Origin of the sequence: Streptomyces himastatinicus ATCC 53653 (genome assembly GCF_000158915.1) — a bacterium.
Taxonomy (GTDB): Bacteria; Actinomycetota; Actinomycetes; order Streptomycetales; family Streptomycetaceae; genus Streptomyces; species Streptomyces himastatinicus.
The window spans coordinates 10,830,199-10,854,614 of sequence record NZ_GG657754.1; the positions used below are offsets into that span (position 1 = coordinate 10,830,199).

Genomic DNA, 24,416 nt, shown 5'->3' on the forward strand with positions numbered 1-24,416 from the left:
ATCAGTGGAGCCGCTCTCCCGCGTGCCGTTACTGTGCTCCCGCCTACAGTCACCCGGTCAAGGACGTGCCGTTGTACACCCAGTGAGACACCCCGAGCGCTGATCCGTCGCGCGTCGCACATGTGCGCCGCGCTCCTTTTCGCTGCGGTCTTCTCACTGGAACCGGTGTAACTCTGTGTCCAATAACTGGGCGGTCGTGCCCGCCTGCCTGTCGATCGGTCTCCGCCGTTGCCACACGTGCGCGTCCGGGCCAACGGCGAATTCCCCGTCAATGCGAACCACAAGCTCTTCAACGCCTGGCTCCTCGCGCTGGCTTCTGAACCCTGCTGCACGACAACGCCCCCGGTCCGGTAGCCGAACTGCTCCAGGAGCCGGTCGTACGGCGCCGCGACGTGGGCGGCTCGGGTCGAACCGAGCGGCCGGCCTGGCAGTCGCCGTACGGTCCGCCGCCGCACCGCACACACCGCGGCCGGTGGGCGCCCGTGCCGGGGGTGGCCGGGTCTCGGTCCGTTGTGCGGCGTGGATACCTGTGCGGCCGGTGCGACTGATCGCCGAAGGCTTCGGCTCGCGTAGCCGCGTACGACGCTCAGTGGTGCTGGGGGAGCAGGATGCGGAAGGTGGCGCCCTCGCCCCGGGCCGTGCGGACCTCCACCCGGCCGTGGTGGGCCGTCACCAGCGAGGCGACGATCGCGAGGCCGAGGCCCGTGCCTCCGCTCGCGGTGCGGCCGCGGGCGTCGTCGGCGCGGTAGAAGCGGTCGAAGGCACGGGCGGCCTGCTCCTGGGACATCCCCGGGCCCTCGTCGTGCAGTTCCAGAACCGCCAGGCCGTCCTCGGTGCCGACACCGATCCGGACCGGGGTTCCGGGCGGGGTGTGGGCTGCCGCGTTGCCGACGAGGTTGGAGGTCACCTGCCGCAGTTTCGCCTCGTCACCGAGGACCGGCGCGCCGCCCGCTGGGCCGCCGCCGGGACCGGTGAGGGTGACGGGGCGCCGCGGATCGAGTGCGCGGAGGTCATGCAGGGCATCGGCGGCCAGGGTGCGCAGGTCCATGGGGGTGAGACGGAGCGTGAGGTCCGCGGTCGTGGCGTGCTCGTCGAGGCGGGCGAGCAGCAGCAGGTCCTCGACCAGCCGGACCAGCCGTGCTGCTTCCCGCTCGATGCGGCTCATCGCGGCGTCGACATCGGCGCGTTCGGGCATGCCGCCCATCTGGTACAGCTCGGTGAATCCCTTGATGCCGAAGAGCGGGGTGCGCAGCTCGTGGCTGGCGTCCGCGATGAAGCGGCGCATGAGCTCCGCGGCGGCCGCCCGCGCGGCATCGCTCGCCTCGATCCGGTCCAGCATGCCGTTGAGGGTCGTGGCCAGACGGCCGAGTTCGGTACGGGAAGCGGCCAGTTCCGGGACCCGGCTGGACAGGTCGCCGTCCGCGATGGCCGCCGCGGTGGTCTCGATCCGGCGCAGCGGGCGCAGACCGGCGCGCACGGCGAACCACCCGGCTACGCCGAGGAGCGCCAGGACCAGGGAGTCGATCACCAACATCCGGGTACCGAGCTGCCTGATCGTCGCGTCGACCTGGGTGAGCGAGCCGCCGACGACGACGCTGCCGCCGTGTCGCCCCGGCGCGTCGAGCGGTACGGCGATCACCCGCCAGTCCTCGCCGCCGTCGACAGCCCGGACCTCGAAGGGCCTGCGGTCACGCGCGCCGACCGCCGCGGTGTCGAGCGGGGGCAGCGCGGGAGCGCTCCGTGCGGCAGGCCGGACGACCCTCAGCACCCAGCCGTTCGGGTCGAGGTAGGCGAGATGGACATCGCCGGTCAGCTGCCGCTCCACGGTGTCGCGTACCCGCGGTGCCCGACCCCCCGCCACGTCGGACGGGTCGGTGAAGCGCGCGGTGACCGTGGCGGCGGCGCGGAGCCGGTCGTCCAGCTGACGCACCAGGTCCCGCTGGAGCAGGGTGACGAGCAGGGCGTTGCTGCCGAGCAGGGCGACCACGAGCAGCACCAGGGAGATCGCCAGCAGCCGTCCGCGCAGGGAGAGGCGGCCGCGCACCACGCGCGCGGGGCGCTCGCTCACTGCCGGTGCCTGCGCAGCACGTAGCCGGTGCCGCGCACCGTATGGATCAGCTTCGGTTCGTCCAGGTCGACCTTGCGCCGCAGATAGCTGATGTAGGAGGCGACGATGCTGTCGTCGCCCCCGAAGTCGTACTGCCAGACCAGTTCCAGGAGCTGGGACTTCGACAGCACCTGCCCGGCGTTCTCCATCAGCACGCGCAGCAGGCTGAACTCGGTCGGGGAGAGCTGCACGGGGGACCCGTCCCGGGTCACCTGATGGCTGTCGGGATCCAGCTCCAGGGCACCGACGACCAATCTGCCGTCCGTCTGCCGACCGCTGGTGCGGCGCAGAATGGCCCGGATGCGCAGGACCAGTTCTTCCAGGTTGAACGGCTTGGTGACGTAGTCGTCACCGCCCGCCCTGAGCCCGCTGATCCTGTCCTCGGGCGCATCGCGGGCGGTGAGGAACAGCACCGGTGGATGCCCCGCTGCCGCGGAGGGATGGTGCCCGCGCAGCCGGCGGACGACCTCGAATCCGTCGAAGTCGGGCAGCATCACATCCAGCACGATCAGGCCGGGAGGCTGCTCCCGTACCGCGGCCAGCGCCTGCGCACCGGTCGCTACCGGGACCACGGCGAACCCGGCCAGCCGCAGGCTCGCGGACAGCAGCTCCCGCAGCGTCGCATCGTCCTCCACCACCAGTAACCGTTCCGATGCCGTCATCCGTCCCGTCCCCGCCCGATCGTCCGCCTCCGGTCTCCCGGCCCTAGTCTCCCGGCCCGTAGTCTTCCGGCCCGCTACGCATCGCGCTCGCGGAAGACGAGGAACGCCGCGGTCAGCAGGACCGCGACACACCCCGCCATGACGGCGAGCCCGGACCAGGGAGTCAGCATCGCCGGATCACGGTAGCCGGTGACGATCTGGCCGCCCGCGATGGGCGGCCAGTACGCAGCGCCTGAGAATCGGACAGCCCGAGGTACGGGGCGTCCGCGCCCGCCAGCGCCGCCTGCCCGACGAGAAAGCCGCTGAACGACACCAGCAGCCCGACCGGCAGCGCGACCGCGACCAGGACCGTGGCCTTGGCAGCCAGCACCCGGGCCCGGTGCGGCACCGCGGTCAGCGTGCCGACGATCGTACGGGCACCGTACTCGGAGGTGATCACCAGACCGCCCAGCAGGCCGAGCGCGATCTGCGCCAGCAGATAGCCGCGCAGGCTGGTGGCCAGCGGGTCGAAGGAGGCCCGGTCGGCGGCCGTCATGCTCGCGTAATCGCCCCCGGCGGATGCGCCGTTCAGCGAGGCGAGCCCCATACAGAACGCCAGGGTGCCGAGGACGGTGTGCAGGGTCGACCGCATGGTACGGATCTTGATCCACTCGGCGCGCAGGGAGTGCGGGAACGTCGCCCGTTCCGGCGTCGGCTCGTTCTCCACCGGCGTCCGGGTGTCCGTGACCTTCCTGCTCATCGGCTCGTCTCCTGCGCTGAGTTCGTGGCGTTAGCTGCGTTCGTGGTGGTGTTTCCCGCGTGGTACTCGAGGGCATCGCGGGTGAGGTCCATAAAGGCCTGCTCCAGCGACGGCTGCCGGGGCGTCAGCTCGTGCAACTCCACCCCGGCCGCCGCGGCCATCGCGCCGATCGCCGCCGCGTCCATCCCGGTGACCACCAGGCTGTCCACACGGTCCGCGCGCACCTCCGCCGCCGGTGACAGGATCCGGCGCAGCGATGCCACCTGCGGACCGCGCACCAGGACCTCACGGCTGGAATGCGCGTCGATGAACGTCTCCATGGGGGTGTCCGCGATCAGCCTGCCCCGGCCGATGACGATGAGGTGGTCGGCGGTGAGTTCCATCTCGCTCATCAGATGGCTGGACATCAGGACGGCGCGCCCTTCGGCGGCCATCCGCCGCATGAGCCCGCGGATCCACACGATCCCCTCCGGGTCGAGACCGTTGAGCGGCTCGTCGAAAACGAGCGCTGGGGGGTCGCCCAGCAGCGCCGCGGCGATGCCGAGCCGCTGCCGCATGCCGAGCGAGAACGTCCCGGTTCTGCGGCGGGCCACGCTTTCAAGACCCACCTCCGTCAGCACCGAAGCCACTCGGCCGCGGGGGATGCCGTTGCCGGCCGCGAGAGCCAGCAGATGGTGGTAGGCCGTGCGGCCGGGCAGCACCGCGCCCGCGTCCAGCAGTGCGCCGATGGCCTTCAGCGGCGCCGGGTGCGCGGAATACGGGCGCCCACCGACGGTGGCAGCCCCCGAAGTAGCGGCGTCCAGGCCCAGGATCATCCGCAGCGTGGTCGACTTCCCCGCGCCGTTGGGACCGAGGAACCCGGTCACTTCCCCTGGGCGGACGGCGAACGTCAGGTCGTCGACGGCCAGGACCTCGCCGTAGCGCTTGGTGAGTCCATGGACTTCGATCATCATGACTCCACAGCCGTAGGGCGCTGCGTTCGCAACAGCATGACAGCCACGACGGCGGCGGCCGCGAAGGCGATGGCCGCCATGGAGATGTAGCTGTGAACTCCCGTGGCCGAGTTCACCGTCTCTCCGTCGATGACCCTGTTGGTGGACGTGAGCACGGCTGAGCCCACGAACTTCAGGATCACCGCACCGGTCGCGACCATCACCATGACCATGCTGGACACGACGCCCTGTCGTTCCGGGGGCGCGAGCGCCCCTGCCATGTTGAAACCGGACGTCACGAGCGTCCCTGCTGTGAGGCTCAGCAGGAAGGAGCAGACGACCGCGAGAAGGAGCAGGGAGTCCCCGAAGAACATCCCGACGGTTCCCACCGTTCCGAGTGCCACTCCGCCGGTGAGTGCCACCGCCGGTCCGACGCGTGTGGCGAGCACCCCGGCCAGGGTGCCGCCGAGCACGATTCCGATCGCCGGTAGGCCGTACAGCAGGCCCAGCGCTCCGGGGGCGGCGATTCCGTACCCGAGCTGCTGCTCCGGCGAGACCTTGGCGATAAGGCCGAAGAGCGTGAGCATGCTCTGGTAGGCGCCGGTTCCGAACACGACCACGAGGAGCGTGAGCACCAGTGGCCTGCCGAGGTTCCTGATGTCGATCACGGGCTCGGGCACCCGGCTCGCCACCAGGAACCATCTGGTCAGTGCCGTGGCGCCGCCGGCGAGGAGAGCGAGCGGGCCGACGGCCGACCAGCCGAACTCCGACCCCAGACTGACATAGCTGAGCACCGCCGCCAGCCCTCCGCCGAGAAGAAGAGCCCCCGCGAGGTCGAGCTTGCCCGGTGTCCTGATCGTGGATGGGGGGACGAGACCGCGCACCAGGATTCCCGCGATGGCCGCGAACACCGCCGACGCGACGAACACACTCCGCCAGCCGAACTCCGCGGCCGTCATCTCGAAGAGAGAGGGCATGACGACACTGAGGAGCGCGGAGCCGGAGGTCACGATGCCCGTGGCGATCATCGCCATATCCGGCGCGAAGATCTCACGGATGAGGGCGACGGTGAGGAAGACGGCCCCCACGGCCGCTCCTTGCAGCAGGCGCCCGAGAATGAACACCCAGAGGGTGGGAGCGACGAGGCACACGAGGGCACCCGCGAGGGCGGTGAGCAACGTCAGGACCAGCACCCTGCGCTTGCTGTGGATATCGGCGCTCTTACCGAGCAGCGGTGCCCACATCGCTCCCGCCAGCAGCGAGCTGGCGTCGATCCACGCCGCCTGATCGGTACCGAAGTGGTCGAGCATCTCGGGCAGGACGAGGAGCGGTGCGGTGACGACCGTGTCCACCATGGCGTTCACCAGAATCAGGATGGCCACCTGGCCGACGAGCCGTCTGTTCCAACGTGTGTGTTGTTCGCCGCCGAGGCTGAGGTTGTGCATGAAGCGCTCTTCCTCCTAGGGAAGCCGGACCTGTGCGCCGGTCGGCCGGAACGAGGACACGTGGCTGATGAGGTCCGACTCCCGGTCGGCGGAGGTACGCGCGGCGATGTACCCGTCGGGCCTGATGAGGATGAGTTCGCCCGGGAGGGGCTGGTAGACGCGCTGGAACTCTCCTTCGGTGTCGACGAGGCCGTTGCCGGGAGCCGAGCCGATGCGGTGCACCCGCAGATGGGCAGGTTCGGCATGGTCGAGGCCGACCGGGCCGGTGTGCTCGTAGGCGACCAGGGACCAGTGCGTTCCCCGCATGAGGTCGAAGAGGTCGCCGCTGAACTCCGCCCCCTCCAGCCCGGCGGCGTTCGGCGCCCGGTCACCGGCCACGACGCCGGACGCGGATCGCCCACGGCGGTAGCTGATCGGACTGGTGCGGTAGTGGATCCCCAGCCCGCTGTTCATCGAAGCGTCGCCGACGGCGGCGAGTGCCGGGCCCAGTCCGTCCCCGCTGCCATCGCCCGCCTGCCCCATGACCCTGCTCATTTTGTCCGTGCTCATCTCCAGGACGGTCCGGGCGACCGGGACGCGTTCGGCGGCGTAGGTGTCCAGCAGGGCCGGAACGGCGCCGTCGAGGACGGCGGCGAGTTTCCAGCCGAGGTTGTAGGCGTCCTGGATGCCGGTGTTCATGCCCTGGCCCCCGGCGGCGGAGTGCACATGGGCGGCGTCCCCGGCGAGCAGGACGCGTCCCTGGCGGTAGTCCTCCACCATGCGCGCGTTCACGCGGTACACCGACAGCCAGGTCGCGCTCCTCAGGACGACGGTGTCCTTGCCGGCGCGTTCGTCGAACAGTCGCTGGTAGAACTCCAGCGACGGCGTTCCCGGGTCCTCGCCGGGCAGGATCGGGCTCTGGAACTGCCATACGTCGCCACCGAGCGGAGTCAGACCGAGCATGCCGCGTTCGGACGGCCAGATGTGTATGTGGCCGCGGTCGAGGTCCGGTCCGGTGACGTCGCCGAGGTACCAGCGCTGCTGCTCATACGTCTCGCCGGCCAGCGGAAGCCCGATGTGCTTGCGCGTCCCGCTCCTGCCCCCGTCCGCTCCCACGGCGTACTGAGCACGGGCGGTCTGCTCGCCGTCCGGTGTCCGCAGGGTGACGTTGACGGCGTCGTCATCCTGGTCGACACCGACCATCTCGACACCGCACTCCACGCGTCCGCCGAGCCGTTCGAGACGTTGCCGCAGCGCCAGCTCGACCTCGGACTGACCGAGCCACAGCGCGTCGGGATACGGCGTGTGAAACGAGCCCGGCGCTCGAGCCGAGATCGACGGCTTGTCCACGACCGCACCGGACGGTTCGTGAAAACGCAGAGGAAGCCCGGCGATTCCGTTCCGCAGGACACCGTCGACGGCGCCGAGATCGTCGAGCACTTCGAGGGAGCGAGGCTGGATGGTCTTGGCCCTCGTAGCGCGGTTCGGCGCCGGACTCCGCTCGACGATGCGGTGGGCGACCCCGCGACGGGCGAGGTCGCACGCCAGGGTCAGGCCGGTGGGCCCGGCGCCGACGATGAGGACCTTGGTGTCGTTCACGTCAGTCATGGCGCCACAGTGGGCGGCCGTTCTGGGAGAGATCTGAACGAGTCTGGGTGTGTCATGTGAATCGGTGGCCCCGTCCGATGGAAACCGGGTGGACCGCGGCAGTCGGCGCACTGGAGCTCACAGAAACTCACAGAGAAAGCGATCCGGTCCAGCGCGGCGGAGCGCCTTACCTGGCCTCGCCGAACGAACGGTAGATGGTGTGCAGTGCGGCGTTGTGGTCCTGGTCACGCAGAGCCGCGTTCGCGTCGGCGAAAGCGCTGTACGCGGTTTTCTCCACCACCAGGTCATCCGCCCGAACGTCGAAGGCGTGCCACAGTCGAGAGCGCAGCGGCCCTTCATCGCCTGTCGCCGCGAACGCCTCGCTGGCTGTCGGTCCGTAGAACTCGCTGCTCACACCCCCGAGCGGGGCCTCGTTCGCAGGCAGCACCCAGGCGACCAGGCCGTCGGCGGTACGCAGCGCCTCGGCGATGCGGGCGATGTTGGGCACGATGCCGCGAACATACGGATTCGCCTCGACGAAGAAAGGCACCATGTCGATCACGATCAACGCGGTGCGCGCCGGGTCGAGGCTCCTGCCGCGCGTGCTCTCGCGGTTCGATCCGCCAATCGTGGATCTTGGAGTCGGTCTGCATACATCCCCTTCCCCAGCATCAGGGACGGACCTGCCGACTATGCCTCCCGGCCAGCTGAAGCGCACTGTGGCCGAGTAGCGCGCTCACAGTTCGGTGCTCCGGCGCAGCACCACGCGGGCCCCGGGCATCAGCGAGGCGATATCCGGGAGAGCGCCTGCTCGCGCCAGCCGCCCCCGGTGTCGTCGCCGCCCAGGTCCCGCGGATCGGGGCGGAGGGCGACGGCTGTCGGTTCCGGCCAGTCACCAGGGGCGACTGGCCGCAGCCCGTAGGCGGCCTCCACGGCCGCAATCGCCTCGGCACCAACTCCTCCAAGGGAACCTCTGCGCGGTGTCCCAGATACACCGCTGACGGCTCCCGTCACGCCCGTCAGGCCTCGCGGAGATGTGCCAGTATCCGCTCCAGTTCGGCCTGTAGCGCGCCGCCCGCCGCGTCGGCATCGCCGCGCTGGACAGCCCGTACGAGCTCGGCGTGGGCCTCATCGCCGTGGTTCGGTTCGTCGGCCCGCAGGCCGAGCAGCTCGATCAGGTCGATGAGGCCCTGCCGCAGCGCGGGGGCGAACTCGGCGAACAGATCGGTGAGCACGGGGTTGTGGGCGGCCGTGACGACGGCGGCGTGGAGCGCGATGTCTGCGTCGACGAAGGCCGCGTCGTCGCTCGTCGCCCCGTCGCGCCGGTGGGCCAGGGCGGCGTCGAGGGCGGCGATGTCGACGTCGGTGCGGCGGTCGGCGGCGAGGCGTGCGGCCTGAACCTCGATCAGCATCCGTACCTCGTAGACGTCGGCGACGGCGGCGCGGCGGAGCTTCGTCGGCCAGTCCTCGTCGGGCTCGGTGGCGACGACGAAGACACCGGCGCCCTGCCGTGCCTGCACCAGGCCCGCCCCGGCCAGGGCCTGGAGCGCCTCGCGCACGGTGGAGCGGCCGACCCCGAGCGCCTTGGCGAGGGTGGTCTCGCCGGGGAGCTTGCTGCCGACCGGCCAGTGGCCTCTGGTGATCTCGTTGCGCAGTGTCGCGGTGGCCTGTTCCACCAGGGGGCTGCGGCGGAGGGCGCCGAGTGGCATCCGGTGCTCACCTCTTGGCTTCTCGATTCCTCAGGTTGTCTGAGGAGTTGGGTTGTGATTACTGTACCCCGCATGACGCTGCGCGGACTCCTTCTTCTCGGCTGCCGCGGCGGGGCCTGACACGACTGGCACCCCGCCGTGGGTGCCGTGCGTTGCCGGTCGGTCCTCCCACGAGCGAAAGGGCACCAGCCCGATGACGAGCACCGCCTCCGACGTCTCCTCCGCCACCGCCCCTCCCTCCGCCTTCCCCACCCTCCGTACTCCGCACGCGCCCGTGCCAGCCGGTGCCCCCGCGTGGAATCCGCAGCGCCCCAGCGCGATGCCGCACCACCGCTACCGTCCCGCCCACGACCGGGTCGCGCTCCCGCTGCCCGACGCGGACCGCCGCTGGCCCACCCGTCGGGTCGAACGCGCGCCCCTGTGGGTGCCGGTGGACCTGCGCGACGGCAACCAGGCGCTGGCCGAGCCGATGGACACCGCGCGCAAGCGCCAGATGTTCGACCTCCTGGTGACGATGGGCTTCAAGGAGGTCGAGATCGGCTACCCGTCCGCGAGCCGGACCGACTTCGACTTCGTACGCCACCTCGCCGAGTCCGGCGCCGTCCCGGACGACGTGACCGTGGTGGTCTTCACCCCGGCCCGGCTCGACCTGATCGACCGTACGTACGCGGCCATCGAGGGCCTGCCGCGCTCCGTGGTGCACCTGTACACCGCCACCGCCCCCACCTGGCGCGATGTGGTCCTCGGCCGCGACCGCGCCGAGGTCCACGGCCTGATCCGGGACGCCGCCACGCACATGGCGCGCCTCGCCGATGCCCGCCCGGCGGGCGAGCACATCCGCTTCCAGTTCTCGCCCGAGGTCTTCAACCTCACAGAGCCGGACTTCGTGCTGGAGGTCTGCGACGGCCTCACCGAACTGTGGGACGCCTCCCCCGACCGGCCGGTGATCCATAACCTCCCGGCGACGGTGGAGATCGCCACCCCCAACGTGTACGCGGACCAGATCGAGTACGCCCACCGCCACCTGGCGCGGCGCGACGCGGTCATCCTCTCCGTCCACCCGCACAACGACCGGGGCACTGGGGTGGCGTGCGCAGAACTGGCGGTGCTGGCCGGTGCGCAGCGCGTCGAGGGCTGCCTGTTCGGCAACGGTGAACGGACGGGCAACGTCGACCTGGTCACCCTCGCGCTCAACCTCTACTCCCAGGGCGTTGACCCGATGGTCGACTTCTCCGACATCGACGCCGTGCGCGAGACGGTGGAGTACTGCAACCGGCTGCCGGTCCACCCCCGCCACCCGTACGGCGGCGAGCTGGTCCACACCGCGTTCTCCGGCACCCACCAGGACGCCATCAGCAAGGGCATGGCCCACCACGCCCGGCAGGCGGCCGAGTCGTGCACACCGGTCGACCAGGCCCCGTGGGCGGTGCCGTACCTGCCCATCGACCCCGGCGACGTGGGGCGTTCGTACGAGGCGGTGATCCGCGTCAACAGCCAGTCCGGCAAGGGCGGCATCGCCCATCTGCTCCACGCCCACTACGGCCTGGACCTGCCGCCCCGCCTGCGCGCCGACTTCTCGCGCACGGTGCAGGCCGCCACGGACGACAGCGGCACGGAGGTCGCGCCGAAGGAGCTGTGGGAGCTGTTCCACGCCACGTACGTCGCCCCTGGCACCCCCGACCACGAGGGCCGGCTGGCCCTGACGTCATGGACCGCCGGCGAGACGGCCCCGGGCACGCACCACTTCGCGTGCGCCGTGCGGCGCGACGACGGTCCTGAGCACCGCTACGAGGGCACCGGCACCGGCCCGCTGTCCGCCCTGACGGACGCCCTGGCCGCCGCCGGAGTCGCAGTGGACATCCTCCACTTCGCCGAACACGCCAACACGACCGGCCCTGGCAGCCCCGCCGTGGCTTACGCCGAGTGCCGCGTCGGCGATGCGGTGCGCTGGGGCGTCGGCCGGGACACGTCCGTTCTGAGGGCGTCGGTCCAAGCGGTCCTGTCGGCTGTCAACGGCGCCTGAGGCCCCGTGCTGCGGCGGCGAGTTCACCTGCACGAGGGCTTCGGCGGCGTGGCGCGGCCGCGTCAGGCGGCCCCTGCGGCGGGGTCACCGCGCAGCAGGTCGGGTCGGGTACCGGCGATCGCGGAGGCCCGCCTGAGCCCCTCTACCAGCACCTGGTCGATCTGGTAGATCCGCGCCGGCTCGTCCCGCTGGAGCAGGCGGGACGAGCCCGGCGGACTGACGCGGCGCCGGACCGCCTGGACGCTGGTCAGGCCCCGCTGATCCTCGCCTTCGTGATCGGGGTGGTCGGATGGTTGGCGAAGTACTGCTGTACTTCGTCGAACGAGGCGGTGCCGCCCAGGTCGGTGATCCGGCGCAGCACCGCGCGGGCCCGGGCATCAGCGTGAAGGACTTTCACCCGCTTCGGAGACGACGCCAGACGCCCGCACGAGGCGGCCGCGGCGGACCCACCGCGCCGCGGCCGTCTCACGGCGTCTTCGGGCCCTTGTTGGATGGCGCCGCAGCAGTCAGCGTCATGACGGGCCCTAGGTTCTGTGGTGCCCGCGACGCCGGGGAAACACTCCCCGGTTGCGCGTGTAGTGATGTCCGGTGCCTGAGGCTGAGGCCATGACAGAGCCTGTTCATGGACCAGACGGACCAGGTGCCTCGACGCCCTTCGGTGCCGGACGTGATCCTGCCCGGGTTGTCACGTTCATGCCGATCGGACAGGTGTGGGCCAACCACCACATCATGTTCGACCACATCCGCAGCGCCACACGGGCCTACCCACCAGATCGGCTGGCTCCCAGTCGAACCGCGGCCACACATGCGCATGCAGGAAGGGGTCAGTGTTTCCCAAAATCTCCAGATTGACCCGCTGGAAGGCCGGGTCCAGCCGTTTGCCCGCGCGTTCGACGGCCTCGCCGAGCTTGTCCATGTCGGACAGGAACGCAGCCGCTTGCTCTTGGGAAGCGCCGACAGCCGCTGGACTTCAGGGTCATCCACCAGGAGCACCGAGTATCCCGGCAGGAACTGGACGTCCCCGATCACCGCGAATCCAGCCTCCAATCTCCGGAGCACAGTGGGATTCCCGCCCCTGAGCGCGCTGCCGATCCGGTCCTTGCGCCAGCCATCAGTCATTGATCGGCGACCCTACACACCGCTGATAAGCGAGTCGGCTGGGAATGCCTGCCCGAAGCCATGGTCGACGAGGTCGGGCCGGGTGTGGTCGCCCAGGCAGCGGACAGCCGCTTCGCCACGTGCTGACCGGCTCATCTCCACTTGGGTAGAGAGGACAAGGCCCGGCCCCGAAGGCCGCCCGTCGAACCGCGCGGCCTTCGTCGGCGTGACGCCGCCCTACTGAATTGCGTACAGGGTTCCCGCACAAGCTGCGCTCCAGCAGCAGTCCAAAGGCCGCTGATAGTCGTGGTCGGGCGCGATGCTCACCAGTTCCGACAGCAACAGGCCGCTTCTACAGTGACCGACATGCCGATCCCCGTACATGTCCTCACCGACCGTTGACGGCCGCGGCCATCACCGAGCTCCTCGCGCTGCCGACCGAGCCGCGCCTCTGCGACGACGACGCCATCGATGCAAAGCTGCGAGGCCGCGGATGGAGCATGGCGGATCTGGTCTGCGAAGCCTTCCACACCGGAGGCGGACACGTGCTGGGCACCGACGACCTCAACCCGTTCGGCAACCCAGATGCCCGGCACTTCCTGGTCTTCGGCCAGCTGTACCCCCTCGACCCGGACGATGAGCGGATGACCAACGGACCGTGGCTGTACGACCTGATGGACCACTGGGCCCAGCAGCCCGGCTGGGGCGGCCGCAGGATGTGCACCGACCAGGACTGCGAGGTCGTGCTCGCCCAGGCAGCCCAGGCGGTGACCGAGCACCTCGGCACACCCCCTGAGCGGACTGCTCTGTCGTCCGACGCCATGGTCGCCGGGCCCGCGCTGACGCATCGCATCTGGCGCACCCCCACCCACGCCCTGATCCTCGGACCGGCAGCCGACACCGGCCCCTACGGCTACCTCACCCACCTGCAGCTGTCCTACACCCCACTGGCCTGCGGCCCCGGCCTGCCTGCGGCGGGCGACGAAGACGGCCTGGCCGGATGGATCGCCACCCACATCGACTGGTGACCCCCGCCCGCGGAGGGCGTGCGCGAAACCTTGCGCCGGACTCGGTGCAAGGTGCGGGATACCGTCGGCATCACCCGGCCAGACAGCCGGCCACGAACACCAGGAAAGTCGGCTGACCTCAGTCTGTACGGAGAGCACCGTTGCTCTGGCGGCCTGCTCGGGTCGGTCGTTCAGTGGGCCGTTGGGCGCGGCGCAGGCTCGCGGTGTCTGGGGTCGGCTGGTACGTGTCATGGAAGTGGTCGAGGGCGCCGTCCGGCAGCAGTACTCATGGGGCGGCGAGGTCGCAGGCCGGATCGCCCGCGCATAGATCGCCGAAGAGGTAAATCCGTTGCGCTTCGACTCCGCGGTAGGACTCATTGAGCGTGGCAGACACTTCCTATCCCCTTTCTTCAGCGCGTGCTGTACTCGGTGAGGATCTCGTCGAGCACCCGGTGGGCGTCCACGGCTTCCGCGTCGGCGGAGTCGAGGCTGTTGGCGCAGGTCACCAACGTCTTCCACAGCGCCCAGCCGCGGCCGCGGGACCACAGCGCGTCATCGACGGCCAGCCGCTTTCGGAAGACCGCACGGCCTTCAGCGGTCAGCAGCGTCCAGGCGATCGCCAGGTCGCACGCGGGGTCGCCGACGCCACAGGTGCCAAAGTCGATGACGGCGTGGAGCTTGCCCCCGTTGAGCAGCAGGTTGCCCTGCGCCAGGTCGCCGTGGAACCAGACGTCAATGCCGTCCCAACACGACTCCACCGCGTGCTTCCAGATCTCCAGGGCCAGCTTGTCGTCGATGTGGCCGCGCAGCTCGGACAGCGCGCCATGCGCCTTCTCGTCGTAGGTGAGCAGTGTCGCGCCCCGGAACCAGTTGTGGATGCCCGGTTGCGGACCCGCGGAGGCGTCGACGCCTTGCAGCGCAACGACGAAGTCGGCCAGGTCCGCCGCGAAGCCGACGGGGTCGGCCACGGTCTTGAAGCTGGCAGGCTGGCCCTCGATCCACTCGAAGACCGACCAGGAGAACGGGTAGCCCGCCCCCGGCTCGCCCTTGGCCAGCGGCACGGGGATCGGGCACGGGAGGGCCGGGGCCAGCACGGGGAGCCACTGGTGCTCCTTGTCGACGGCCAAGGCGTACTCCCTCGCGCTGGGCAGGCGGAGCAGCATCGTGTCGCCGAGGTGGAAGGTCACGTTGTCCCAGCCGCTGTTCGCCACCGGCGCGATCGGGAGCGCGGCCCACTGGGGGAACTGCTCGGCGATGAGCCGCTCGACCTGCGCCACGTCGACGGAGACGCGCTTCGGCAACGGGCCGAGGTCTGGAATATCGTTCATCAGAAACCCTTGTCCTAGTTGGGATGTGTGCCGGTACACGGACGGGGACACGAACGATGAGCGGCCGCATGACCGACCTCAGGTTGCCAGACATCGTGGAACTGCTGGACATCGCCGAACCGGCCGCCGTATCGGCGGGCCGGGTCATCATTGAGGACCGCGACGACCGTCAGGCGCTTCGGATCGTCGGCGACCAGACGCAGAAGCCGTTCCGCTCATACCGGTCCACGATCTCGCGGGCGGTCCCCGGGTCGAGGTCGGACGCGTCCTCGACGGCGACCGACCGGTCTGGGATCTGGTCGAAGGTCGTGGTTCCAATGGATGTTTCGTGTTCGCGTCAGGAAGCGGCTCGTGGGCCGTGCGACTCGAAAACCTGGTGGATCACGGCGGCTCGACAGGCTCGTCGCCGATGCCGAACTTCAACAGGCCCACGGCCGTTTCGTGATCGCCACGGCTGTAGTGCAAACCGGCCAACGTCTCACCGGCCTCGCCCCGGTGCCGCGGAACCTGGAAGCCCTCGTCAACGCCGTCGGCACGCCCGGTGGACCCGTCAATCACCGATCGTCTGGACACAGCCGAACGCGTCCTGTTCGCCCTCGCCCGACGTAGGGCATCGACCCCGAAACCGCTCCCTGACGTCGAGACGTACGGGCGGCTCGAGATCGCTGACCGGGAGGCGCTGGAGGCGGAGGGCTCCCGACTGCTGGCGGCCACCGACCCGCAAGCGTCGGCCCATGCCGTCCGATTCATGCGGCTCTTGACTCAGCTGCATCCGCCAGGCTGCCGGAGCCAGAGGAGGCGCTCCCGCACCAAACACCGGGGGCGTGGAGTACGTCGAACCCCTTCGCCCCCGCCGTGTAGGGTGGGCGCACCGACGCGGGGTGGAGCAGCTCGGTAGCTCGCTGGGCTCATAACCCAGAGGTCGCAGGTTCAAATCCTGTCCCCGCTACCAACGCACCGACCCCCACGACGTTATCTCGAGGGGGCCGGTCGCACGTCCAGGAGCAGCCCTACAAAGCTGGCACCGACGCCGACCCGACGTGGTGCAGAGACGGAACCGGCGCTGCCCTCGCCGCCCGCCCGCTGCACGGCGACATCGCCGTGGCGGCGATCGCATGAGCACCGAGTTGAGCGGCGTCGACCTGGCCCGCCAGGCATTGGTCGCGGCCCAGGAGGCGGAGAAGAAGAACGGCAATCAGCCAAGGGGGCCTGCAGCTCAGGTGTCGGCTGCGTATCGGATCTGGCCGAGCCAGGCGCGGAAGGCGTAGGTGAGAGCGAGTAGGCCGGGCGAAAAGATGCTGACCCACACCGCCCCCAGCACGACAGGGCTGACGTCCACACCGTGCATGTCGCCGAACATCATCCCGAAGCCTAGGGTCGGCAGGAGCACCAAGGGCGGAAGAACCAGAGTCCCGAAGCCAGCGTGAAATTGCAGATGGCCGTACAAGGCACCGATCACAAGGTGAGACAGACCGTGAACGGCGGCAGGAACCAGATAGACGGATCACTGGAGTTGTCGGAGAAGTGGGCCACGCTCCCTGTCACGAACGCCACGAGTGCCAGGTGCCCGAGCGCGACGGAGGTGAGGACGGTCCGTGCGCTCCGGCTGGTGATCGTATGGATGACAACAGTCCCCCTGGCGCACGGGATGTGCGACTGCGCTGGCCGGGGGTGAGACGTGGCGCGGGAGCGTGGGCATGCCTTGCCGCGACAGCGGTCGCGTCGTCTGATCCGTCCTCTTCCGCACCCGGGGCGTCTTCGTCGTCGTACGCCTCCCCGTCCGGCTCGTCGAAGTCCTCCTCCAGGCTGTCGTCGATATCCGGGTGATCGCTGTCCAGCTGTTCCTGCGGTGGGCTCGGCTCGGGGGAGTCGAAATAGTCCTCGAGCCCGGTCTCAAGGGGATGGCCGACAGCAACACGGTGCGCGCAGTTGCGTTCGACTACAAGGCGGTCCTGAGCGCGCCGGGGCATGCCCACGAGCCGCTCTGAACATGCCCCTACCCGTTAGCAACGGCCGTGCCGGTCACGGTGGCGGTGCCGGACACCGAGCTCATGGTCAGCCCGCAGAGTGATGCCGACCCTGGGCGTCTGCACGGCGGCGCTGCACGTCTTCGCCGACGCCGGGCGCTGGACCGCTTGGATGCTGGTCAGGGTCCCGCCGATCTTCACCTTCAGGATCGGGGTTGTCGAATAGCCGGCGAAGTACTGCTGCATTTCGTCTAACAGACTGCGTAGAGCTCGACCATCCGCCCGTCCGGATCTTTCACCACATGTCGTCCGGAAGGCAGCGGCGGGGTGAGGGTCTGGCCATCGACGGTAAAGCCCAGCCGGGCGCTGCTGGCGGGTCGGTGCGAACCGCAAGGCCATCGACACCTTCTTGCGCTACCACCACGAGCAGGGCCTGTCGAAGCGCCGGCTGACGTGCGAGGACATCTTCGTGCCGGAACTCTTCGACACCTGAGTCGAGGGGCAACGATGTGTCGGGTTTGTCGATCCCAGAAGGAGGGAGTGGTCGTCGTCATGGCCACCTGACGATCACCGCGGTGCGAGTGGGCCGGTGTTCTGCCGCGTTTCATTCATGGGTGCTCTTCTCCGGGACGCGAGCCCCGGTGAGCTGATGCCGGGCGACCACGAGTGCGGTGTCGACACCCCGGGTGCCGGTCGCGACGCACAAGGTGTAGGCAACGTCGTCCATGCGCCGCCCGATACTGGGACCGCCACCGGAGTCCCTCTCCGGCCAGCGAGGTCAACCGGGGCCCCGGGGCGCGGCGGCCGGTCAGCGCCCGAGGGCCTTGGCCAGCTGCTGCTTGTTCATGTTCGAGCGGCAGGCCGGCAGCGGCGGCTCTTCGGCGGACCGCTGGAACAGGAAGCCGGGGCGCATCCGCACCACACGCAGGTCCGGATGGCGCTGCTCGAAGCTATCGAGGAAGCGCTCCACGTACGCCTTCCCGCGGGTGTACGCGGGCCTCTGGCCAGCCATGGGTGGGCCAGGACTCGTGGATCGCGCGATCCTTCGGCCCGGCGAATACGCACCCACCGATGAGGCGTACTCCAGCGCGGGAACATCCGCGGCGGCCACGGCCTCGAAGACACGGACACTGCCCAGCATGCGCGTCATGGAAATGCGGCACCAGCTCCACACCCGGGCCGCCGAGGTCCACGGCGCGCCATGCCGTTTTCCCCGGCGCCCAGTCCGGGCGTCGGTCGGCGGCCGGCACCGGTCAGGACGACGGTGTCACGCCCGTGGGCTCCGGCCGTTCGGCCGGGCCGTCACCGCTGCTGCGCCCGGGTTTCGCCCTTCATCCCGAAGGCCGAGGTGGCCAGTCCCAGGAGGAAGATCACCGCGCCGGTGATCACGTTGCTGGTGATGGTCCCCGTGGTGGGCGAGGGGCCGTAGACGGCCCAGGGCGTGATGATCGTCCAGATGCCGATTGCCGCCACGACCCAGCCCAGGCCGTGGGTGCGCTCGTAGGCCGAGCCGAAGCCGAGCGCCAGGATCGCGACCGCCAGTCCGGTGATGAGGTTGTTGACCGTCAGCCCTGTCCCGGTGTCGAAGAAGCCCACCACCCACGGTGAGATGGCCAGGTACAGCCCGGCCAGCAGGGTCAGACCCTCCACGGCCCGAGCCTGAGGCGTCGTCGCCGCCCGCTCATAGCGGGCCCTGAGCTCCATCAGGTCCGGATGCTCTTCGATGCGGGAGCCATGTGTGGTCATGATGACGCACCTCCTTTCGGTGGAGTTCCGCGCCGGGTAGCCGCGAGAAGCGGGCCCAATCAGAGCGGCCGCACCGGATTCGCCTGGGCAGGCGCCGCACCTCCCACCGGTCGCCGTGCCACGGCCGCGCGGCTCCGGCCCGGATCGGCACGCGCTGGGCGGCCGGAAGACGGCTCTTCCTGGCCTGTGCGGCGCTGCTGGCCGTCGTGGGCGCGATCGGCCAGGGCACCGGATGGATCATGCTGACCCCCACGCTCGGCCCGACGGCGTACGTGCTCCTGGTCCATCCGGAGAGCGAGGCGGCCCGGCTGCGCAACTCCTCGCTGGGACCCCTGGTGGCGACCGCCGGCGGCCTGGCGTGCCTGGCCGTCTTCGGACTGTGGCAGCACCCCTTCGTGGTCGAACAGAAGCACGACACCTGGTCGCTTATCGGCGCCCAGGCGCTCGCCGCAGGGCTGACCCTCCTCGTGCTCGAACTGATCGAGGCCCAGCACCCGCCCGCGGCTGCCACAGCCCTGCTGATCACGGCCGGAATCGCCCGGCCGGGACCACCCCTGTACGGCATGCTTGTCGGGCTCCTCCTGCTGATCGCGGGCGCCGCACTGATCGCGTGGATCACCCGGCGGACCGGCACGGACACCACACGGGAAGCGGAAGGCGAACAGTGACGCGGTGTTCTCCACCCTGATCGGCGGGCCGGGGGAGTACCTGCTCGGCCCGGAGGACCACTGGAACGTCTGGGGCGGGTCCTACGAGGAGGCACCCTCATCCACGTCGGCCGCTGGACCACCGGTGACACCGTCATCGAATGCCGGGAGGCGCTGGCCGTGCCCGCCGACCCGGACCGGCTGGTCCTGCTGCGCCGGGTCCGCGCGGTGCCCGCGGCGACGCCGCGTACGGCTGCGGCTGGACGTCCGCCCCGCCCTCGGCGCGCACGCCATGACCGGCCTGCGGCTGGAGGACGGTACCTGGTCGGCCCACGGCGGTGGACCGCATCTGCGCCTCGCCGGGGCGGCCGGCGCCGCTCCCGGTCGGCAGGGCCTCCTGGCGACAGACCTCACCGTGGCCTCGGGAGAAGCACATGACCTCGTCCTGGAGATCGGCACCCGGGGGCCGCCTGCCGCCCGCCGGGGCCGTTCGCCCAGGAATACGACGTCCGCCAGCGCCGGCTCCGCGGCAACCTGCCCCAGGCGTTCGTCCAGCCCAACTCCTCGAGGCGGCGGTACGCCTCAGCGGCGACCCGGAGACCCGGCGAGCTGAACATCAGCATCAATCCTGCCGTTGCTGACGGTGGCTCTTGCCCGGCAGGAACTCCTGGATCTTGGCTTTGACACCCTGCCGGACCATGTCCGCACGGTCGGTGTCGCCCTTGACGATGGCCGCGGCCGCGGCCTCGATCTGATCGAGGCTGGCGTGCGGAGGGATCGGCGGTACGGCCGGGTCGGTGCGGAAGTCGATGACGAAGGGGCGGTCGGCGCCGAGTGCCTTGTGCCAGGCGGATTCCACTTCCCCCGGGGTCTCCACACGTACGCCCTCCAGACCGATGGAGCGGGCGAAGTCCGCGTACGGCACGTCGGGGAGGGCCTGGGAGGGGAGGAACTGGGGGGCGCCGGACATCGCGCGCATCTCCCAGGTGACCTGGTTGAGGTCCTGGTTGTTGAGCACGGCGACGATCAGCCGGGGGTCCTGCCACTCCGGCCAGTACTTGGCGGCGGTGATGAGCTCGGCCATGCCGTTCATCTGCATGGCTCCATCCCCCACGAGGGCCAGCGCCGGCCGGTCGGGGTGGGCGAACTTGGCACCGATGACGTACGGGACGCCGGGTCCCATGGTGGCGAGCGTGCCGGACAGCGAGCCGCGCATGGCCCCGCGGATGCGGAGGTGGCGTGCGTACCAGTTGGCGGCCGAGCCGGAGTCGGCGGCCAGGATCACATCGTGGGGGAGCAGGGCGTCGAGCGCGTGGACGACGTATTCGGGGTTGATGGGGTCGGCGTCCACGGCGGCGCGCCGTTCCATGACTTTCCACCAGCGGGCGGTGTTCTTCTCGATCTTCTTGCGCCACGAGCCGTGCTTCTTGCGCTTCAGCTTCGGGAGCAGGGCCTTGACGGTTTCCCGGGCGTCTCCGACGAGGTTGACTTCGAAGGGGTACCTCAGGCCGATCATGAAGGGGTCGATGTCGATCTGTACGGCGCGGGCCTGGTCGAGTTCCGGCATGAACTGGGTGTAGGGGAAGCTGGACCCGATGACGAGGAGGGTGTCGCACTCCTGCATCAGCTCGTAGGAGGGGCGGGTGCCCAGCAGCCCGATGGCCCCGGTGACATACGGCAGGTCGTCGGGGAGGGCATCCTTGCCCAGGAGGGCTTTGGCCACCCCGGCGCCGAGTACGTCGGCGAGCTGTTCGACTTCGGCTCGTGCTCCGCGGGCGCCCTGGCCGATGAGGATCGCCACCTTCTCGCCGGCGTTGAGCACTTCGGCGGCCTGGTCCAGGTCGGACGGGGCCGGGATGGGTGCGTAGGAGGCCATGCCGAGGCTGGAGGGGACCATTTTGAACGCGTGTGTCGGCGGGGAGTAGTCGAGTTCCTGAACGTCCGCAGGGATGATGATGGCCGTCACCGTGCGCTTGGCGTAGGCCGTGCGCATCGCCCGGTCGATGACGTTGGGGAGCTGTTCGGGGACCGTGACCATCTGGCAGAAGTCGGCGGCGACGTCCTTGTAGAGGTTCAGCAGGTCGACTTCCTGCTGGTAGGAGCCGCCCATGGCGCTGCGGTTGGTCTGGCCGACGATCGCCACCACCGGTACGTGGTCGAGCTTGGCGTCGTACAGGCCGTTGAGCAGGTGGATGGCGCCAGGACCGGAAGTTGCCGCGCAGACTCCCACGCGGCCGGAGAACTTCGCGTAGCCGGTGGCTTCGAAGGCGGCCATCTCCTCGTGCCGGGCCTGAATGAACTGGGGCTTGTTGTCGGCCCGTCCCCAGGCGGCGAGCAGGCCGTTGATGCCGTCGCCGGCGTAGGCGAAGACATGTTTGACGTCCCACTCGCGCAGGCGCTGGAGGATGTAGTCGGACACTTTGAGTGACACAGGTCTTCCTCTCATCAAGGCGTGTGGGGGAGCGCGGGGCCACGTCCGCGGCGGCGTCGGAACAGGGCATAGACGGGACCGACCGTGGCAGCGATGGCGGTGAGCGCTACGACGGTGGCCATGCGGGCGTCGCCGGGGGAGGGGGCCGGGCGGGAGATGAGCTTTTCCGGGAGGTGCGCCGGCAGGTGTGGGGTGTCCAGGCCGAGGGCCAGAGCCTCTGCCAGATGCATGGCGCGACGGCCCGTGCCACCCTGCTCGATCTGGGTGCGGCAGCTGAAGCCGTCGGCGAGGACCAGCGCACCGGGAGGGGTATCGCGTACGGCGGGCAGGACACCTTGCTCGCCGATGGCCATGGAAAGGTCGTGGTGTCCGCGCTCGAATCCGAAGTTCCCGGCGAGCCCGCAGCAGCCCTCGTCCAGGACCTCCGCGTCGATGCCGGCACGACGCAGCAGTTCGCGGTCGGCGTCGTCCTTCAGCACGGCGTGCTGGTGACAGTGTGTCTGCACCGTCGCGGCCCGGCCGATAGCGGGGGGCTGCCAGCCGTCGGCGTGGTGGAGGAGCAGTTCGGAGAGGGTACGGAACTGCCGCGCGAGCCGCTGGACGTCCTGGTCGTCCGGCAGCAGCTCGGGCGCGTCGGCGCGGAAGACGGCCGTACAGGAGGGCTCAAGGCCCACGATCGGCGTCCCCGCCGCGAGCCACGGCCGCAGCACCTCGACCGTACGGAGCAGAACGCGCTTGGCCATGCCGAGCTGTCCGGTGGAGATCCATGTCAGACCGCAGCACACGGCCTGGGCGGGCACCACGACACGGAACCCCGCGTCCTCCAGCACGCGGACCGCCGAGCGTGCGACGTTCGGGTGGAAGAACGTGCTGAAGGTGTCCGGCCAGAGGACAACCGTCTTCTCGTCGCCGGGCTCGGGTTGCGGTGTGCCCCGGGCACGCCACCACTGGAGAAACGACTGCTCCGCGAACGCGGGTGCCTCCCGCTCCGCCGCCACCCCGGCCACGAGCTTGCCGGTCCGGGACAGCCCGGGGGCGTGCAGGACGGCGTTGACCAGCCGGGGGGACAGACGGGACAGCCGTGCCCACACCGGAAGCCAGCCCAGCGAATAGTGTGCGGCCGGCCGCGGGCGGCCCGCGTAGTGGTGGGCGAGGAACTCGGCCTTGTACGTGGCCATGTCCACCCCGACCGGGCAGTCGGACTTGCAGCCCTTGCACGCCAGACACAGGTCCAGCGCGTCACGGACCTCGGTGGATCGCCAGCCGTCGGCGACCGTCGAGTCGGTGTGCCCCTCCAGCATCTCGAACAGCAGTCGGGCTCGGCCCCGGGTGGAGTGCTCTTCCTCGCCGGTCGCACGGTAGGACGGACACATGACGCCACCACGATGGGACCGGCAGTTGCCGATGCCCACGCACCGCATCACCGCCTGGGCGAAGGAGCCCTGGTCGTCGGGGTAGCCAAAGTGGGTCGCGACGGTGCGCGGCCGCCAGTGCGGCCCCAACCGCAGATTGTCGTCCACTCCGTGGGGTGTCACGACCTTGCCGGGATTCATCCGGTTGCCCGGGTCGAACAGAGCCTTCACCTCGCCGAACGCGGCGACCAGCCGGTCCCCGAACATGCGCCGCAACAGCGCACCCCTGGCCTGGCCGTCCCCGTGCTCACCGGAGAGCGACCCGCCGTAGGAGACGACCAGATCGGCGGCCCTACCGAGGAAGTCCCGGAAGGCCGCCACCCCCTCGGCGCTCTTCAGCTCGAAGGGAACGCGGGTATGGACGCACCCCTGTCCGAAGTGACCGTAGAGCGAGGACAGGCCGTATCCGAACTCCTCGAACAGTCGCTTGAGGTCGCGCAGGTAGTCCCCGAGCCGCTCCGGCGGCACGGCGGAGTCCTCCCATCCCTCCCACGTCTCCCGCCCGTCCGGCGGGCGGGCGGTCACCCCGAGCCCCGCCTCCCGGGCCCGCAGCAGCTTTTCCTCCCGGCGTGGGTCGTCGGAGAACGCCACCGTTCCGTCCTCCACACAGCGGCCGAGCGCGCGCAGGAGGGCCCGCCCCTGCTCATCGACGTCCGCCTGGCTGTCTCCGCTGAACTGCACCAGCAGCCAGCTCTCTCCCGAGGGGAACTGGTCCAGGGAGTCCAGGTACGCCCCTTCCTCCCGCATCAGCTCCGCCATCCGCCCGTCCAGCGCCTCCACCTGGGTGGGACGGCCGTGCTCCAGCAGCCGCGGCACGTCGTCCGCGGCCGAGCAGATATCGGGGTAGCCGAGGACGAGCAGGGCTTCGTACGGCGGTACGGGCACCAGATCGAGTTCGGCCCGCAGAACGGTCACGAGAGTTCCCTCGCTGCCCACCAGCGCCCGGGCCAGGTCGAAACCGTTCTCGGGCAGCAGAGAATCCAGGTTGTAGCCCGACACCCTGCGTGGAATCGCCGGATACCCCTGCCGGACGTCCATGAGGTAGCGGTCGATGATCTCCTTCAGCCCCCGGTACAGCTCCGCACGCCGGCCCCCGGCGGCCACGATCGCCTGAAACTCGTCATCCGAGGTCGGGCCGACCCAGCAACGAGTGCCGTCGTAGGTCACCACCTCCAGCCGCCGCACGTTGTCCACGGTCTTCCCGTACGCCTGCGCCGAGGCACCGCAGGAGTTGTTGCCGATCATGCCGCCGAGCGAGCAGTGACTGTGGGTGGAGGGTTTGGGGCCGAACTTCAGACGATGGGGTTCGAGGAGCCGGTTCAGCTCGTCCAGCACGATGCCGGGCTCGACCACACAGGTCCCCCGCTCGGCATCGACCGAGATCAGTCGATTGCAGTACTTCGTCCAGTCGATCACCACCGCCGCATTGGTGCACTGGCCCGCCAGGCTGGTCCCGCCGCCCCGGCTGAGTACGGGCACGTCGAACCCGGCGCACACCGCGACCGCCTCCGCTCCAGCGTCCACGGTCCTGGGCACGACCACGCCGATCGGTACCTGCCGGTAGTTCGAACCATCGGTGGAATACGCTCCTCGACTG

General features: G+C 70.0%; 21 protein-coding genes, 1 tRNA gene and 2 pseudogenes. 4 read left to right on the top strand and 20 right to left on the bottom strand.

All coding sequences use genetic code 11. From position 1 onward, the window contains the following. Positions 1-586: 586 nt before the first annotated feature. The 8 genes from SSOG_RS45550 to SSOG_RS45585 all read right to left on the bottom strand — a co-directional run bounded on the left by SSOG_RS45550 (position 587) and on the right by SSOG_RS45585 (position 9,160). Positions 587-2,068, bottom strand: coding sequence for a sensor histidine kinase (locus SSOG_RS45550; protein WP_009721103.1), 1,482 nt, complete (start codon positions 2,066-2,068; stop codon positions 587-589). Further along, positions 2,065-2,769, bottom strand: a complete 705-nt coding sequence (locus SSOG_RS45555) for a response regulator transcription factor (RefSeq protein WP_009721104.1) — start codon at positions 2,767-2,769, stop codon at positions 2,065-2,067. Before SSOG_RS45555 ends, SSOG_RS45550 begins: the two co-directional genes overlap by 4 nt. 163 nt (positions 2,770-2,932) lie before the next feature. Further along, entirely contained in the window at positions 2,933-3,508 is a 576-nt protein-coding gene (locus SSOG_RS45560; protein WP_009721105.1) for a putative ABC transporter transmembrane protein, read from the bottom strand. Continuing rightward, a complete protein-coding gene (locus tag SSOG_RS45565; RefSeq protein ID WP_009721106.1) occupies positions 3,505-4,458 on the bottom strand; it encodes an ABC transporter ATP-binding protein in 954 nt (317 codons plus the stop codon). Before SSOG_RS45565 ends, SSOG_RS45560 begins: the two co-directional genes overlap by 4 nt. Next, entirely contained in the window at positions 4,458-5,885 is a 1,428-nt protein-coding gene (locus SSOG_RS45570; protein WP_009721107.1) for an MFS transporter, read from the bottom strand. Before SSOG_RS45570 ends, SSOG_RS45565 begins: the two co-directional genes overlap by 1 nt. A 15-nt stretch (positions 5,886-5,900) precedes the next feature. Next, a complete protein-coding gene (locus SSOG_RS45575) occupies positions 5,901-7,472 on the bottom strand; it encodes an FAD-dependent monooxygenase (protein WP_039940344.1) in 1,572 nt (523 codons plus the stop codon). Between the two features lie 166 nt (positions 7,473-7,638). Continuing rightward, entirely contained in the window at positions 7,639-8,004 is a 366-nt protein-coding gene (locus tag SSOG_RS45580; RefSeq protein ID WP_245606699.1) for an isochorismatase family protein, read from the bottom strand. Between the two features lie 466 nt (positions 8,005-8,470). Further along, positions 8,471-9,160, bottom strand: coding sequence for a FadR/GntR family transcriptional regulator (locus SSOG_RS45585; protein WP_009721110.1), 690 nt, complete (start codon positions 9,158-9,160; stop codon positions 8,471-8,473). 193 nt (positions 9,161-9,353) lie between these two features. On the opposite strand from SSOG_RS45585, the gene leuA reads away from it, so the two are divergent. Further along, on the top strand, positions 9,354-11,183 hold the full coding sequence (gene leuA / locus SSOG_RS45590; RefSeq protein WP_078510554.1) for a 2-isopropylmalate synthase: 1,830 nt from the start codon (positions 9,354-9,356) through the stop codon (positions 11,181-11,183). Positions 11,184-11,430: 247 nt separating this feature from the next. On the opposite strand, the gene SSOG_RS57215 is transcribed toward leuA, so the two are convergent. Further along, entirely contained in the window at positions 11,431-11,580 is a 150-nt protein-coding gene (locus SSOG_RS57215) for a hypothetical protein (RefSeq protein ID WP_245606545.1), read from the bottom strand. Between the two features lie 354 nt (positions 11,581-11,934). Beyond that, positions 11,935-12,302, bottom strand: a pseudogene (locus SSOG_RS50030) (HIT family protein); the annotation flags it as partial. A 479-nt stretch (positions 12,303-12,781) separates the two neighbouring features. Between SSOG_RS50030 and SSOG_RS57220 the strand changes: the two are divergent. Beyond that, positions 12,782-13,309 (top strand): hypothetical protein, encoded by a 528-nt coding sequence (locus tag SSOG_RS57220; protein ID WP_245606546.1) that lies wholly within the window; start codon positions 12,782-12,784, stop codon positions 13,307-13,309. Positions 13,310-13,490: 181 nt separating this feature from the next. On the opposite strand, the pseudogene SSOG_RS57225 reads toward SSOG_RS57220, so the two are convergent. The 3 genes and pseudogenes from SSOG_RS57225 to SSOG_RS52955 all read right to left on the bottom strand — a co-directional run. Beyond that, positions 13,491-13,625, bottom strand: a pseudogene (locus SSOG_RS57225) (phosphotransferase); the annotation flags it as partial. A gap of 73 nt (positions 13,626-13,698) precedes the next feature. Beyond that, positions 13,699-14,616 (bottom strand): aminoglycoside phosphotransferase family protein, encoded by a 918-nt coding sequence (locus tag SSOG_RS45605; protein ID WP_009721115.1) that lies wholly within the window; start codon positions 14,614-14,616, stop codon positions 13,699-13,701. A 381-nt stretch (positions 14,617-14,997) separates the two neighbouring features. Next, entirely contained in the window at positions 14,998-15,189 is a 192-nt protein-coding gene (locus tag SSOG_RS52955) for a hypothetical protein (protein WP_167542558.1), read from the bottom strand. A gap of 302 nt (positions 15,190-15,491) precedes the next feature. On the opposite strand from SSOG_RS52955, the gene SSOG_RS45610 reads away from it, so the two are divergent. Then, positions 15,492-15,568: transfer RNA gene (locus SSOG_RS45610), tRNA-Met, on the top strand. A 264-nt stretch (positions 15,569-15,832) separates the two neighbouring features. Here SSOG_RS45610 and SSOG_RS52960 read toward each other — a convergent pair. The 5 genes from SSOG_RS52960 to SSOG_RS45630 all read right to left on the bottom strand — a co-directional run bounded on the left by SSOG_RS52960 (position 15,833) and on the right by SSOG_RS45630 (position 18,329). Next, positions 15,833-16,063 (bottom strand): hypothetical protein, encoded by a 231-nt coding sequence (locus SSOG_RS52960; protein ID WP_009721116.1) that lies wholly within the window; start codon positions 16,061-16,063, stop codon positions 15,833-15,835. Positions 16,064-16,619: 556 nt separating this feature from the next. Continuing rightward, positions 16,620-16,829: a hypothetical protein gene (locus tag SSOG_RS54575; RefSeq protein WP_039940352.1), complete on the bottom strand. Its 210-nt coding sequence runs from the start codon at positions 16,827-16,829 to the stop codon at positions 16,620-16,622. 358 nt (positions 16,830-17,187) lie between these two features. Then, on the bottom strand, positions 17,188-17,322 hold the full coding sequence (locus SSOG_RS47845; protein WP_425385483.1) for a DUF5133 domain-containing protein: 135 nt from the start codon (positions 17,320-17,322) through the stop codon (positions 17,188-17,190). Between the two features lie 69 nt (positions 17,323-17,391). Continuing rightward, positions 17,392-17,733 carry an NAD-dependent epimerase/dehydratase family protein gene (locus tag SSOG_RS50045; protein ID WP_110092160.1) on the bottom strand — a complete coding sequence of 114 codons (342 nt, stop codon included), beginning with the start codon at positions 17,731-17,733 and terminating at the stop codon, positions 17,392-17,394. Positions 17,734-17,885: 152 nt separating this feature from the next. After that, the gene (locus SSOG_RS45630) at positions 17,886-18,329 is read right to left on the bottom strand and encodes an SPW repeat protein (protein WP_009721119.1); all 444 of its coding nucleotides are present in this window, start codon (positions 18,327-18,329) and stop codon (positions 17,886-17,888) included. Between the two features lie 143 nt (positions 18,330-18,472). Between SSOG_RS45630 and SSOG_RS45635 the strand changes: the two genes are divergently transcribed. Beyond that, positions 18,473-18,997, top strand: a complete 525-nt coding sequence (locus tag SSOG_RS45635) for an HPP family protein (protein ID WP_425385484.1) — start codon at positions 18,473-18,475, stop codon at positions 18,995-18,997. Between the two features lie 601 nt (positions 18,998-19,598). On the opposite strand, the gene SSOG_RS45640 is transcribed toward SSOG_RS45635, so the two are convergent. Beyond that, entirely contained in the window at positions 19,599-21,422 is a 1,824-nt protein-coding gene (locus SSOG_RS45640) for a thiamine pyrophosphate-requiring protein (RefSeq protein ID WP_039940359.1), read from the bottom strand. Beyond that, positions 21,422-24,416, bottom strand: a 2,995-nt coding sequence (locus SSOG_RS45645) for an FAD-binding and (Fe-S)-binding domain-containing protein (RefSeq protein ID WP_063631631.1), incomplete at its 5' end; no start/stop codon positions are given. The genes SSOG_RS45640 and SSOG_RS45645, both read right to left, overlap by 1 nt.